The sequence below is a fragment of the Paenibacillus sp. GCM10027629 genome (assembly GCF_042676425.1).
GTDB lineage: Bacteria > Bacillota > Bacilli > Paenibacillales > Paenibacillaceae > Paenibacillus_K > Paenibacillus_K terrigena.
In genome coordinates this window covers 776,630-789,766 of record NZ_JBHTGZ010000009.1, presented here as the reverse complement: position 1 = coordinate 789,766, position 13,137 = coordinate 776,630, and the positions used below count along the sequence as shown (strand labels likewise).

Here is a 13,137-nt window from a genome sequence, read left to right as displayed (position 1 = left end):
TAGATAAACATATCAAATCCAGATACAATATTGCAAATTTGAGGCATTGTTGCACGTACGAATACAAGGTAAGCTGAATAGCAAAACAACGATCACGAAGAAAAGGGGAATTCGAAATGAACACAACAATACCACCGCTATTACAGCCGTTCAGTGAGGAACAAATTGATTTTTTCAGAGAAAATGGATATATATTACTCAAGCGAGGTTGTTCCAGCGATTTAGCAGATGCCTTTAATGGACACATCTATGATATCCGCAACCAGTCACCAATGCCGGAATGGGCGGCATGCGAAGAAAGCAAGAAATATGCTGTGCGGCTGTTCAATCCCCACAAGAATGATAGTTTCTCTCGTCAATTGATGAAGCTTCCAGTAATCCGCGGCGGTCTGGCCCAATTGATGGGCAAAGAGGCCGTATGTGTTCAAAGCATGTATTTCTATAAAGAACCAGGAGCTCCCGGACAGGCATCGCATCAGGATTATTACTACATTAAGAACGATCCGATGACGATGATTGCCGCATGGACCGCGATGGAGGATTTGGTTGATGAAGAGAACGGATGTTTATGGGTCATTCCGGGCACCCACAAGCTTGGCTTACTGCCGCACGGCGCCGTCAAAAACTTGGAGGAGCATGAATCGTGGACGGAGGAGACTGAGGGTATAGATACGAGCCATCAAATTCCAGTGATCATGGAGAAAGGTGATATTCTCTTCTTCAGTGAATTGCTGATACACTCTTCGAACAAGAACAGGAGCAAAGAACGCTGGCGCCGATCTTATGTATGTCATTATATCCGCGAGGATTCCAATGTTCTCCATAGGGAAGATCTTCGCCAGAAATACCCGCTTTATTAATAAGTTTTCTTGATCCTCATATGTAAACTTTTGAGAAAACACGTGTTCTTCCGGCTCCCTATAGACATCTCTTGCATACATGCCCATTCTGGGAGCCGTAAAACACAAATATAGAGTACTACGGATAGACAATAGGATTAAGCGGGCTTGCGGCGACGTCCCCCGGTTTAAGTCCTGGAAACCACCTTGCTAAGTCACTTCTTCGTGAATTGCTATCCGGTTCAGCAATAGGCGTTCCATCCGCAATATAGATGATAGTCATCACTTCGCGCATGCGATCCGTTGGGTTACCGGGAGCGCTGTGGAGGGTCCAACCAGCGTGAAAAGTAGCGTCTCCAGCTGCCATAGCGCCGTATCTTACTTGTTCTAACCCTTTACCCTCAATGTAGTCCTTCAAGGTGCGATGTGACTCATCAGAAATCCCCTGCTTCGTGATATAGCCATTGAGATGGGAAGCGGAAGCAAAGGTCATAGATCCGACTTCCTCCGAAACGGGAACAAGAGGCATCCATAAGGTTATTGTTTTGTCGGTATCCAATGGCCAATAAATTTGATCCTGATGCCATGGCGTATGTCCGCCCCCAGGCTCTTTGAATAATGCTTGATCATGATAAATTCTTACTGACGGTACTCCCATCAGATCAGCGGCTACTTTTGCAAACCGACGCGCCATAACAAATTTTTTAACGGAATCGCTCATTGTCCATAGGTTTTCGATCTGAATAAAGGCTTTGCCATACGTGTCCCTTTCATGCACCGGTTTTGTATGGTAGTTATGTTCTTGTACCATCTCACTGATGATCTCGCGATAGATGGAAACTTCATCGTGTTTCGCCAGTCCTCTTACAATTGTATGCCCATCGCGCTGATAATGAAGGATTTGCTCTTCTGGTAGATGATATGCCTCGTCCAAATTAGGCAGGTTGTTTGTTATGCTCATTCCGCTCTCTCCTTTATCAATTCATCATGCTTTACATAGCTAATTGTAAGAGATTTTGACAGTTTGGTCTTTGTATGCCATAATCGCGTTACTTGTATAAAACGACTAAATTTATAGGTGAATATCATGAATCTGTTTTCATTTTCTTACACCCATCCCATTGTCCCTTACATAAGAGAGAGCGATTTCGCGGTACGTAACGCCTATTATTCTCCTTTCCGTAAACTTCTCGATTTTTTGTTTATCTATATACAAAAAGGAGAACTAACGGTCGTCGCCGATGGAACAACATATCAGCTTCAAGAAGGACAATTCTGTTTGCTTCAACCCGGAACCGTGCATGATTTGAAAGCCATTTCTGATAATGAAACACCATTTGCTCATATGGACATTTTCTTCCATGCTGACAGAGACAAAAGCTTTCCAACAAAACCTGGACAGATCGATGTACATGCCTTTCAGCATCTCATGCAGCCTAGACTTAATGACTTCGAAGGTTTATCCATCCCTGTTCTGCTAGAGCCTAGCAAGCCGTATCTTTATCGCAATTTGTTCATGGAAATGATAGGAAGCTGGCTTGAACCGAATCCATTATCCAAACTGAAGACACAAGCAATTGCCACCCAGCTGCTCCATCTCATCATTCAAGACCACTCTAATCCTGCCAACCTCGGTTCGAGCCATCCACATGATCTGGATTGGATTCCGTCTTATTTTTCGGTTCATCTTGCCGAAACACTGTGTATACAAGACTTGGCTAAGCGCACAAACCTTTCCCCTTCTCGATTTAGAACCGTTTTTCGTGAGCGTTACGGAGTTCCCCCGCATCAGTTTTTAATCAATCTCAGACTGGATCACGCGAAGGAGCTGTTATCTTCTTCTACCTACTCAATCGCCAAAATAGCTGAATACTGCGGTTTCTCGGATGTCAGCCATTTTACAAATAGGTTCCGATCCCGAGAAGGCATGACTCCAGGAGCCTTTAGAGGAAAATGAACAAAATATCCAACATGTAAATGGCGAGAAAAGTTAAGCACACGCTTACGCTGCTTCGTGCAGCCGTGCCTAACTCTTCTCGCCTGATTCTCCTTATAATCGAAATCGATACCCTGCGCCCCATAATGTCTCGATGTATTGGGATTTAGATGCATCTATCTCAATTTTCTCTCTTAATTTCCGGATATGGACAGTGACTGTCTGTGAATCACCTAGCGCATCCATTCCCCATAATTTCTCGAACAATTGATCCTTGCTGAATACACGGTTGGGATTTACGGCTAGAAAATATAGTAAATCGAACTCCTTCGTCGTAAGGATCACCTCTTGATCATGAACGAAAACTCTTCGTGACCCATAATCAATCAAAAGGCCGTGAATCCGGATCTCTTCTTTTTTTTCCTTACTGCCAATCAGTCGCTCGTACCTAGCTAAATGAGCTTTCACTCGTGCAACTAACTCTCCCGGTTTGAATGGCTTGGTAATATAGTCATCTGCTCCAAGACCTAAACCACGAATCACGTCGATATCTTCTTTCTTCGCAGTAACCATTAGAATCGGTACATTATGCTTCTCGCGTATTTGTCTACAGACATCAAAACCATTGATTCGTGGAAGCATCAAATCCAAAATAATTAAATCGTACTCCCCGCTCATCCCTAGCTTTAACCCCGACTCGCCATCCGTGGCGATATCTACGTTAAAACCATTCGCCTCTAAATAATCTCTTTCCAGCTCCGCAATGATTTTCTCGTCTTCTACAATTAGAATTTGTTTCATTGTTGGTCACCAACTTTATGATTTCGGCGTGGTAAGGTCAATGTAATACACGTACTCTCACCAACCGTACTATTTGCTTGAATCGTGCCATCATGACCATCCATAATTTGTTTGGTAATCGCGAGGCCAAGCCCGCTTCCCCCCGAGTTACTGTTCCGAGACAGATCCGCGCGGTAAAACCGTTCGAATACATGCGGCAGTGCGTCCGGTTCTATTCCCTGGCCATTATCCGTCATCTGAATAACAACGTCGTCTTTTGTCATATAAGCCTGTAAATGAATCGTCTTCTCCGGTTTGTCCATATATTTTAATCCATTATCAATAATATTCGCGAATACCCGTTTAAGTTTGTCTCGATCGATTAACACATACGTCTCCGGTTCTAATGCAATATTCGATGAATATTGTACACCTTGTTTGCCGAGATCAAATTCGAGTTCTTCCGATAAATCGAATAAAAATGCGTGAAAATCAACGATTTCAAATTGAAATGGCAAACGGTTCAAATCCAGTTTGGAATATAAAAATAGCTCATCGATCAAGTGGTCCATCTCTTCCGCTTTGGAAGATATGATATCGATATATTTCTGTCTTTTCATCGGTGTATCTGCAATTCCGTCTCCCAGACCATCAATATACCCTCTGATTGCAGTTAAAGGGGTTCGAAGATCATGGGAAATGTTCGAGATGAGCTCTTTCCGATTCTCTTCATATTGGATTTGCGTATGAATTGAAAGCTGCAGCTGATTTCGCATTTGTTCAAAAGCAACACTGAGCTCTCCGATCTCATCCCTGCTCGTCGGTTCAACTTGAAATTCCAAATCGCCTGCTTCAATACGTTTCATGGCATTCTTCAGCTTCTGAAGAGGTCGAATGATACTTCTAGATACGAAATACGTCAATAAGGTATTCGTCAGAATCAGAATAATAATACTGGTGATAAAGAGAATCGGGAAAAATTTCTGCGCGAAATTCACGACGGGATTCACGTTGGTCACAACGATGACACTACCGGGTGTTTGGTCAGCGAATCTAAAGTCAAAATGTCCGAACGAAATGAGCTCCTTGCCAATATGTTCTACTTCATCTCTTTCCACATGTCCTGATCCTTCATATGCCGGCAAATGCTCCAGAATATCCGTCTGTTGTAATGAAGGAGATGAATAGATAATGCGTTGATCTTTACGTACAATCAAATTTGATTTATTCCGTAACAGCTCTTGATCCAGATCAGACAAGTAACTCGAATCGGACAGAATGGAAGGATTCTGCTCAACGGATCGTTTCATCTCCTTCAATATGCCTTCAACATGTTGATCTTCGAACATGCGATGGGCACCTGCTCCGTATTGCTCACGGATGGTCTGAAGATCACCACGAAATACGACAGTCAATAGTATAGCTGTGAAGAATGTGATAACTAATGGAATAATTAGCATGGCTGCATACGAGAGCAATAACTTAATACGAATCGACATCGGTAGATTCCCCGTTTACACTTCTTTTCGATCAAATATATAGTAACCTAGTGTAAAAAACAACACACAGCTGGATAACAAATAAAGTGAAGTAGACCATAACTTACTTACAGCGACGGTATGGCTGATCCATAGCATATGCCAGTCGGTATAGGAAGCAGGTGAGAATGTAGACATGGCACTCAATAGAAATGGTGAAATTTTAAGTGCCACATAGAGTACAATAGCAGATACCATAAAACCACTCGCACTCTTGAAAAATTGAGATACAAAAACAAAGACAGCAGATAGCGCGACCATCGCAACGAAAGCAGCAACATAGGCCTTTAATACGCCCATTCCCTCTGCGAAACTAAGGGCAGTACCTGCAAATACATTACAAATCAACGTAACCACGCCTAGTAATACAAGTAACGCACAAATCCCCACAGCGAGAGCTGCAACCTTCGCACAGAACACTTGAAATCTCGTATTGGGCCGTAAGAAAGCAAGCTTCAATGTTCGTGTAGCCACATCACTTGGGAATAAATCTGCCGTCATGGTTAAGATGAAGAGGGGAATCCATACCACCGTATAAATACTTAACATCTGAATCGGAAAGGATTGGCTAACCGCTACAAGTCCCAATATAGGCTGTAATGCGTGAAGCGACACGGCTAGTAGAATCGGAAGAATGACTGAGAATGCGAAGAATGCTACCATTTTCTTACGGTATAAGAGCAACCATAGCTCATTGATAAATCCTGCTCTCCATTTATGCACTTTCCTTCCCCCCTTTCCTGCATTCTAATTCATGAATATAGAATTGTTCCAGCGATTGCCCACTCGCAAGTAAGTGAGATACATACCCTTCCTGAATCAATTGCCCCTCCACGATGATCCCCACTCGGTTACATAGTTGCTCCAGTTCGTGGATCATATGACTAGAGATAAGAAATGTCGTTCCATGCTCTTCAGACAACTGTTTAATAAGCCGACGGAACATGACCGTGCCTTCAATGTCCAGACCATTCGTAGGTTCATCCAAAATAACAAATTTCGGATTCGGCAATATAGCCGCAGCAAGCGCTAATTTCTGCTTCATGCCGGTCGAATAATTTTTGATTTTATCTTTGCGAACTTGGATCAAGCCTACAACCTCTAACACCTCCGTAATTCGTTGATCCGTAATATTCGAATAGAATCGACCAACCAACTTCAAATATTGCGATGCCGTTATAAAATCATGAAAATCTGCTGATTCAATCATACAGCCAACATGCTGCATACCCTCTTCAAATTGATCGATTAGGTCTCCATTAAAGAGTGTAATCTTCCCTTGATCCGCACGGATCAAACCTGTAATGAGCTTCAAGAATGTTGTCTTGCCTGCCCCATTCGGCCCAAGTAATCCATACACATCACCGGCATGCAGCTGCAGACTGATATCTCGAATCCCTCTACTGTTACGATACACTTTCGTAAGTTGATGCGTCTCTAATATCGGTTCCATCTGGATGATACCTCCTTCATATGGTGATGCAGCAGATAGGCGCTGAGTAGAAGCCTACCTGCTGCTGATCCATTCTCGTTACTTCATTTATTCATTGTCATCGTGAAATTTACCATGATGACGGTTATCCATTTGTTGAACCTTTTTACCAGAAAGATCAATCGTATCTGGTGTTGTTGTGTTATAACCCGAAAGGTTCGCCTGCAGGTGTAAAGTCACTTGATGCGCTGTGCCGCTAGCATCTTTACCGGACACCGTGATGTCAGCTTCTTGATGCTCAATATAGTTAGCAGCGTTAATATTCGCTTTGAAGGAAACCTTCTCAATCTTAATATCTTGACTCAATTGAGGTGTTGAACCTTGAAGTACATCGCGATTAAATGGAAGTTGTTTCGCATCGTTGTTGTCTTTCTTCTCCCCATCTCGCTCATGATTGGAAGCATGTTTAATCACAATCGGTGCGATCGCATTCACAACCGTTGGAAGCTGTGAATTATCAAGTTGAGCCGTAATCTCCTTGGAACCATCTGTCTTCGCATCTACAGCAACATAATCCTTCAAGTTCCCTACTAGCGCATCTATAACCGTCTCAACTTGTTGCGAAATTTGCGGATCTAGCGTTTCTTTTGCTTCGTGCTTGTTTTTTCCTTTGTCACGTTCTTGTTGGACATAATACGTGTCATTGCTATTCGTTTTAAGTACGGTCTGATCTTTCTGCTTATAGAAGTTAACCGATTGTGTTGCACCATTCGCCTTTACATTTGCACTACCGCTCGCTGCCTGTTTGTCTAGGCTGATCTTGAAGTTACCTGCCGCGCTTGCAAGAACATTGCCATTATCCTGCAAAGAAGCGGATGCTTGCACAGCTACATTCTGAATCGTTCTTGTGTTCTTCAGTGCAGATTTATACGCGTCATACCCCGATGTACTCGCAAATGCACTTACTCCTGTTGTAATCATCATGACGCTACTAATACCTAGAGTGCCGCCTAGCATTAACCATTTCTTCTTCATGTTCTACCTCCTGCAAAATAAGATTTTTGACTTACAAGATCAATCATAGGCACTAAAACTGAAAATCTTGTGAACCAATTATTAAAATCTTATTAAATCAACAAAAAGCATCAAACGTGAATTTTCATGAGAAATAGACAACTGCCTAAGACAGTTGCCCTTACATTCTAGTTTATGTAGAATCCTTCTCATTATATTTTAATCTTACTAGATTAATGTTGAAAAACAGATATTTTTATTATTTGGGAATAATAAAAAAAAGTTGTGGGAAACCACTACAAAGAAAGGAAGTTATGTATGGAAGTGAACGAAAATAAATTAAAAATTATACTTAGCAAGGTACCTGAGGTTACTATTTTCTTTTGGATTATTAAGATTTTATGCACAACGGTCGGTGAAACATTTGCCGACTTCATAAATTTCAATCTCGGATTTGGTTTATCGCTCACGACAATCATCATGGGAGTAGCGTTTTTCATTGTATTGTTCTTTCAATTCAGAGCAACGAAATATGTTCCAAGCATTTATTGGCTAACGGTTGTGCTTATTAGCGTATTTGGGACGTTGGTAACGGATAATCTGACAGACAATATCGGGATACCTCTTGAGACGAGTACAATCGTTTTCTCCGTGCTGCTAGGTTTAACTTTTCTTTTTTGGTATCTTAGTGAAAAAACACTCTCGATCCACTCGATTTATACAAGAAAAAGAGAAGTTTTCTATTGGCTTACCATTCTTTTCACATTTGCACTTGGAACAGCAGTTGGCGATTTATTCTCCGAACAACTCGGTCTTGGTTATCTTCTCACAGGAACTACAGTCATTATTATAATTGCTTGTGTATTCTTGGCATGGAAATTCCTGAAACTTGATGGGATATTAGCGTTTTGGATTGCTTATATTCTCACTCGTCCACTCGGAGCATCATTAGGAGATTACCTATCTCAACCAACAAATAATGGTGGGTTAGGTTTGGGGACAACCGTTACGAGTGTCATTTTTCTTACAGCTATTTTAGCGATCATCGTATTTCTTGCTGCTACAGAATTTGATACAACGGCAAAAAATGAACCAGCAGAAACAAACCAAGCAACTGGAAGTAAGAAAAATGTTTTGGTGCAAACCATTGTGGTACTGTGTATTTTCTTAGGTGTTGGTATAGGCGGTTATGTTGGGTTAAGCAATAATATTGCATCGCAAACCGATTCTACACAAGCTACATTAGCAGGACAATTAACTGATTTCGTTAAAATTGAAAGTGATATGCTAAACAATGTAAACGCAAATGACTTTACTTCGGCCAAAAAAGGCGCTGACAATTTGGAACTTCAATGGGATACCGCTGAGCCTAAGCTTCGGAAAATTGATAGCAACACATGGGTCCAAATTGATGGAACGATTGACGTGGTATTAGCAGCAGTTCGTTCTGGTAACCCTGATGCTAGCCAATGCAAATCTGCACTTAACGATTCGCTTAGTACCTTAAACGGAGCAAATAAATCAGCATCACAAACCGATTCTTCACAAACTACTACATCAGTTGGAAAATCGAAAACCGATTCTTCACAAAATAAATTAGCTGGACAGTTAACAGACTTCGTTAAAATCGAAAGTGATATGCTAAAAGATGTAAACTCAAATGACTTTGCTTCGGCCAAAAAAGGCGCAGACAATTTGGAACATCAATGGGACACATCTGAGCCTAAGCTTCGGAAAATAGATAGCAAAACATGGATACAAATTGATGGAACGATTGATGTGGTATTAGCGGCAGCTCGTTCAGGAAACCCTGATGCCAGCAAGTGCAAATCTGCACTTAACGATTCGCTTAGCACCTTTAACGAAGCAAATAAATAAGCGTGAACTACGGTCGGCTGATTTCAGTCGACTGTTTTCTTTTGATCCTGATAAATTTTCTGACTTGTTAAAACTGCCTTCTGGGTGTTTTGAGTAAAATTTCTAATAAATACCTATACTATCCGTATTCTATAAAGGTGGTGTAGTGTTCTCGTGACGTTCCGACCATTAACAACGATTACGCCGTTGCAAAGCGCGTTGCTTTGGATCACGGTCATCGGTGTATCCAATCACGTCCTCATCATGCCTATACTACTCGATGCTGCTGGACGCGATGCATGGATCGGGGCTTTGCTTGCATTTCCGCTGATGCTCCTTTGGTGCGGACTGCTCTGGTTTATCATGGGTAAAATCAACGATTCTCTTGTTCCCTGGATTAAGAAAAAAACAAATACCGCCATCGCCATCGGCGCGGCGCTCATCTATACGGTATACTATCTCGTCATGACCTCATTTGATGTGCAAGACACGTTGCAGTGGACCAAGACAGCTTATTTACCACAAACACCCATTTGGTTTACCAGCGCCTGTTTAATCGGATTCGCATACATTACTGCGAAAAAAGGCATTGTTACAATTGCCATCACGAACGGGATTTTGCTTCCCTTCATTATTGTCTTCGGTTTGTATGTAATGACCGTCAACTTTCAAGTCAAAGATTACCATTATTTGTTACCAATCGGAACACATTCATTTTCTGACATTTGCATGGCAGCACTCTTCACAGCAGCGGGTATTAGCGGGATGATTTTTATTGTATTTGTTAGCGATGACCTGAAAGGCAAATTAAAAAAACGCCATTATGCGATAAGTTTGCTTATCTTAATTGAACTTACGATCGGACCGCTTATTGGTGCCATCGCTACATTTGGACCTACAGAAGCTGCGAGCATGTCATTTCCGGCATTTGAACAGTGGCGTATCGCATCGGTTGGAAACGAGATTGCACAAACGGATTTTTTGTCGATTTACCAATGGCTTGCCGGCATCTTTATCCGCCTATCACTAGCGCTGTATATTTTTCAAAAGTTATGGGGGCAAAAATCGCTGCCTTATTTGGCGTTACTGATCTATTTCTCGTCTTGCATCGGGCGATTTAACATTAACTTAGAAAAAACATCGGCGCTAATCTATCTGAGTGCTTTGGTGCTCAACATGGCCTTTACGATCTTTTTGTTCATCCTGTGCCAAATCAAAAAGAAGGAGGTAAATTAGGTGGACAGACAATATCTTCAAGAATATTTTGCAAACTGCGCGGACGTTCAAATTTTAGAATCAAGCCATGGTATGCTCATCCTCTATGTCAGTGGACTGGCAAACATTGAGCGTATTTACGAGCTCATCATAAGCAACTCTCTTGAACGACTGCCAGCGAAATCCGTTAAAGACATCATGGAAATTGAAACAGCCATTTTTAATGGCGAACTGGTTGTCGTTGACTCAGAACAAGGCGTGATTAGAAGCTTTATTACATCTAAGTTGCCGCAGCGTAAGCCGGAAGACGCCGTAACGGAAACGACAATTAAGGGCGCACGCGACGGATTTACCGAGAGCATCGAAACCAATATCGCGCTCATTCGCAAACGCATCCGCACAAGTACGTTTAAATGCGAGATGTTTAAGATTGGTACACGATTCCAAACCAAAGTGGCTCTCCTATATTTCGAAGATGTTGCAAATGCCGAGCTCATTGAAGAAGCGCGGCATCGATTGTCGAACATTGAGCTTGACGTTGTTATCGGAAATACGTCCATTGAAGCGGCGCTATCCGATAAAACTCGCTCCCTTGCACCGGTTGTTGATACAACAGGGCGTCCTGATTATGCGGCAGAATGTTTGAATGCAGGTCGGTTTTTTGTTCTTATCGACGGTTCATCCATTGGTATTATCGCCCCCACATCGCTTATCTCTTTAATTAAATCGCCGGAAGATGCCTATTTCACTGCACCCATTGTGAATATGCAGCGTGCATTACGCATTTGCGGAGGGGTATTGTCTGTTTTTTTACCTGGTTTTTTAATTGCGCTTACGACGTATCATTTTGAGCAAATTCCGATGCCTCTGCTTGCCACTTTAACGGCTAATCGCATGGGACTACCGCTAAGTTTACCTCTGGAAGGTTTCTTAGCGTTAATTTTGTTTGAACTATTTAAAGAAGCGGGGATCAAACTGCCCAAAACGGTTGGACCGACCGTCACGGTTGTCGGAGGCCTCATCTTGAGTACCGCGACAATCGAAGCCGGACTAACCTCGCCAACTGTTATGCTCGCAATGGCGGTTTCTGTTATTGCCGGCTATACACTCATCAACACAACCATCAGTTCTGTCGTACCCATCATTCGGATGTTTGTGTTTATCTTGTCATCGCTTTTAGGGATGTTTGGTTTTTTTATGGCAGTTTGTTTGATCATCGCGCTTCTAGGTAGCAAACAATCGTTCGGTGTGCCCTACTTGTCGCCTATTTCCCCACCCATTAAGTCCGACTTTTTCAAAGGCGTCTTTAAACCGTATACGGTAAACAATCCCACACGACCGAAAAATTTACACACACAAGATGAGACCAAACGACCGGAGGATCCCAAGTGAAAATCGCAGCTGTAACCATCTGCTTGCTTAGTGCGATGTTGCTTGCGGGCTGTTGGGATGTAAAAGATGCACAATATCATATTTTTGTGAACGAGCTCGGGATTGATTATCAAAATGGCGCATACACCGTTAACGTGCAAATCAACGAACCGTCCGCAATGGCGAAACAAAAAGGCGGTTCACCACCTCCAAATCCGATTATCGTCGGCAAAGCAACAGCTCCTTCGTTGGCAATGGCAATGGATGAAGTTGAAAAAATAAGCCAAGTCAAATTGGTGTGGTCGCAAAATAAGGCAGTCATTCTAACGAACAATGCACTAAGTCAAGGGTTTCGCACATTAAAAGACGATTATTTGCATTCAAGAGAGACGCGATACACTGCCTGGGTCTATATCACAGACGAACCGCTGGAGAAGGTGCTGAACACAAAGCCCATTACCGGCAGCTCCTCTATGGCAACATTGACGTATCAGCCAAAATTAACGTATAACATGCAATCGCTTCTCGCACCAAAAAGATTCCAGCACGTATTCCGCTCCCTAGGTGAGAACTGGGAAACGGTTGTAATTCCTAAAATCGGAATAAGCGAAAGGTGGACAAAAGGTGGAGAGAAAGAAAAAGTAACCGTCATGAAAGGTGGCGTCGCAATCACGCAGGGAAAGGACCCGAAATCATTTACCGAGTCGCAAATACAAGGGATGCGTTGGCTCGATCCACATGCAAAAAATGCAAATCTTGTCTTGGAGGATAGCAAAGAAAATACGACGATCTTATCGTTAAGAGAGCCGAAAATAGAACGAAAATACCACCGCGAAGGCGATTTTATTGTCGCGGACTATACAATCAAAATAAAAGGATTCATTCGTGTTCAAAAAGAAAATTTGACGATTGCAGAAATCGCTAGCAAAGCTGAAACAGCCGTCCAAAACGAGATCCGCGAGACGTTCGATGCAGCAAACAAGCAAGGTGTCGACATTTACAATATAAAACTTGGTTGTTATCGACAAAACATAAAGCCATGCGATTCGATCAAACTTGGGAACATTGACGTGAAGGTTTCGATCGAAAGCACAGGGATGAGACAAAAATGAAAAATAGTGAAGAAATAAAGAGACAGTTTAGCAGCAGGTGTTT

The 13,137-nt window shown here is 42.3% G+C and carries 12 protein-coding genes; 6 read left to right on the top strand and 6 right to left on the bottom strand.

Features of this window, described 5'->3' with window-relative positions:
• Nucleotides 1-116 precede the first annotated feature (116 nt).
• Nucleotides 117-860, top strand: coding sequence for a phytanoyl-CoA dioxygenase family protein (locus ACFQZR_RS13135; protein ID WP_379346469.1), 744 nt, complete (start codon nt 117-119; stop codon nt 858-860).
• 118 nt (nt 861-978) lie between these two features.
• Here the strand turns inward: ACFQZR_RS13135 and ACFQZR_RS13130 are convergent, their stop codons facing one another.
• The gene (locus ACFQZR_RS13130; protein ID WP_379346467.1) at nt 979-1,800 is read right to left on the bottom strand and encodes a phytanoyl-CoA dioxygenase family protein; all 822 of its coding nucleotides are present in this window, start codon (nt 1,798-1,800) and stop codon (nt 979-981) included.
• A 126-nt stretch (nt 1,801-1,926) separates the two neighbouring features.
• Here ACFQZR_RS13130 and ACFQZR_RS13125 point away from each other — a divergent pair, with 126 nt between their 5' ends.
• Nucleotides 1,927-2,796 carry an AraC family transcriptional regulator gene (locus ACFQZR_RS13125; protein WP_379346465.1) on the top strand — a complete coding sequence of 290 codons (870 nt, stop codon included), beginning with the start codon at nt 1,927-1,929 and terminating at the stop codon, nt 2,794-2,796.
• A 93-nt stretch (nt 2,797-2,889) separates the two neighbouring features.
• Here ACFQZR_RS13125 and ACFQZR_RS13120 read toward each other — a convergent pair whose 3' ends face one another.
• The 5 genes from ACFQZR_RS13120 to ACFQZR_RS13100 all read right to left on the bottom strand — a co-directional run bounded on the left by ACFQZR_RS13120 (nt 2,890) and on the right by ACFQZR_RS13100 (nt 7,560).
• On the bottom strand, nt 2,890-3,576 hold the full coding sequence (locus ACFQZR_RS13120) for a response regulator transcription factor (protein WP_379346463.1): 687 nt from the start codon (nt 3,574-3,576) through the stop codon (nt 2,890-2,892).
• Entirely contained in the window at nt 3,573-5,054 is a 1,482-nt protein-coding gene (locus ACFQZR_RS13115; protein WP_379346461.1) for a sensor histidine kinase, read from the bottom strand. Before ACFQZR_RS13115 ends, ACFQZR_RS13120 begins: the two co-directional genes overlap by 4 nt.
• Nucleotides 5,055-5,069: 15 nt before the next feature.
• A complete protein-coding gene (locus ACFQZR_RS13110) occupies nt 5,070-5,816 on the bottom strand; it encodes an ABC transporter permease subunit (protein WP_379346459.1) in 747 nt (248 codons plus the stop codon).
• Nucleotides 5,809-6,546, bottom strand: a complete 738-nt coding sequence (locus tag ACFQZR_RS13105) for an ABC transporter ATP-binding protein (RefSeq protein WP_379346457.1) — start codon at nt 6,544-6,546, stop codon at nt 5,809-5,811. Before ACFQZR_RS13105 ends, ACFQZR_RS13110 begins: the two co-directional genes overlap by 8 nt.
• 87 nt (nt 6,547-6,633) lie before the next feature.
• Nucleotides 6,634-7,560 carry a hypothetical protein gene (locus ACFQZR_RS13100; protein ID WP_379346455.1) on the bottom strand — a complete coding sequence of 309 codons (927 nt, stop codon included), beginning with the start codon at nt 7,558-7,560 and terminating at the stop codon, nt 6,634-6,636.
• 297 nt (nt 7,561-7,857) lie between these two features.
• Here ACFQZR_RS13100 and ACFQZR_RS13095 point away from each other — a divergent pair, with 297 nt between their 5' ends.
• The 4 genes from ACFQZR_RS13095 (at nt 7,858) to ACFQZR_RS13080 (ending at nt 13,094) form a co-directional block, all read left to right on the top strand.
• Entirely contained in the window at nt 7,858-9,417 is a 1,560-nt protein-coding gene (locus tag ACFQZR_RS13095) for a COG4705 family protein (RefSeq protein ID WP_379346453.1), read from the top strand.
• 153 nt (nt 9,418-9,570) lie between these two features.
• Nucleotides 9,571-10,632, top strand: a complete 1,062-nt coding sequence (locus tag ACFQZR_RS13090; protein ID WP_379346451.1) for a GerAB/ArcD/ProY family transporter — start codon at nt 9,571-9,573, stop codon at nt 10,630-10,632.
• Nucleotides 10,633-12,003: a spore germination protein gene (locus tag ACFQZR_RS13085; protein WP_379346449.1), complete on the top strand. Its 1,371-nt coding sequence runs from the start codon at nt 10,633-10,635 to the stop codon at nt 12,001-12,003. It abuts the gene before it with no gap.
• Nucleotides 12,000-13,094, top strand: a complete 1,095-nt coding sequence (locus ACFQZR_RS13080) for a Ger(x)C family spore germination protein (protein ID WP_379346447.1) — start codon at nt 12,000-12,002, stop codon at nt 13,092-13,094. Before ACFQZR_RS13085 ends, ACFQZR_RS13080 begins: the two co-directional genes overlap by 4 nt.
• The last annotated feature ends 43 nt before the right edge of the window (nt 13,095-13,137 follow it).

Bases quoted from the DNA above. Each gene is read 5' to 3' on its own strand.
- ACFQZR_RS13135 (WP_379346469.1), top strand. From the start codon at position 117: ATGAACACAACAATACCACCGCTATTACAGCCGTTCAGTGAGGAACAA.
- ACFQZR_RS13130 (WP_379346467.1), bottom strand. From the start codon at position 1,800: ATGAGCATAACAAACAACCTGCCTAATTTGGACGAGGCATATCATCTA.
- ACFQZR_RS13125 (WP_379346465.1), top strand. From the start codon at position 1,927: ATGAATCTGTTTTCATTTTCTTACACCCATCCCATTGTCCCTTACATA.
- ACFQZR_RS13120 (WP_379346463.1), bottom strand. From the start codon at position 3,576: ATGAAACAAATTCTAATTGTAGAAGACGAGAAAATCATTGCGGAGCTG.
- ACFQZR_RS13115 (WP_379346461.1), bottom strand. From the start codon at position 5,054: ATGTCGATTCGTATTAAGTTATTGCTCTCGTATGCAGCCATGCTAATT.
- ACFQZR_RS13105 (WP_379346457.1), bottom strand. From the start codon at position 6,546: ATGGAACCGATATTAGAGACGCATCAACTTACGAAAGTGTATCGTAAC.
- ACFQZR_RS13100 (WP_379346455.1), bottom strand. From the start codon at position 7,560: ATGAAGAAGAAATGGTTAATGCTAGGCGGCACTCTAGGTATTAGTAGC.
- ACFQZR_RS13095 (WP_379346453.1), top strand. From the start codon at position 7,858: ATGGAAGTGAACGAAAATAAATTAAAAATTATACTTAGCAAGGTACCT.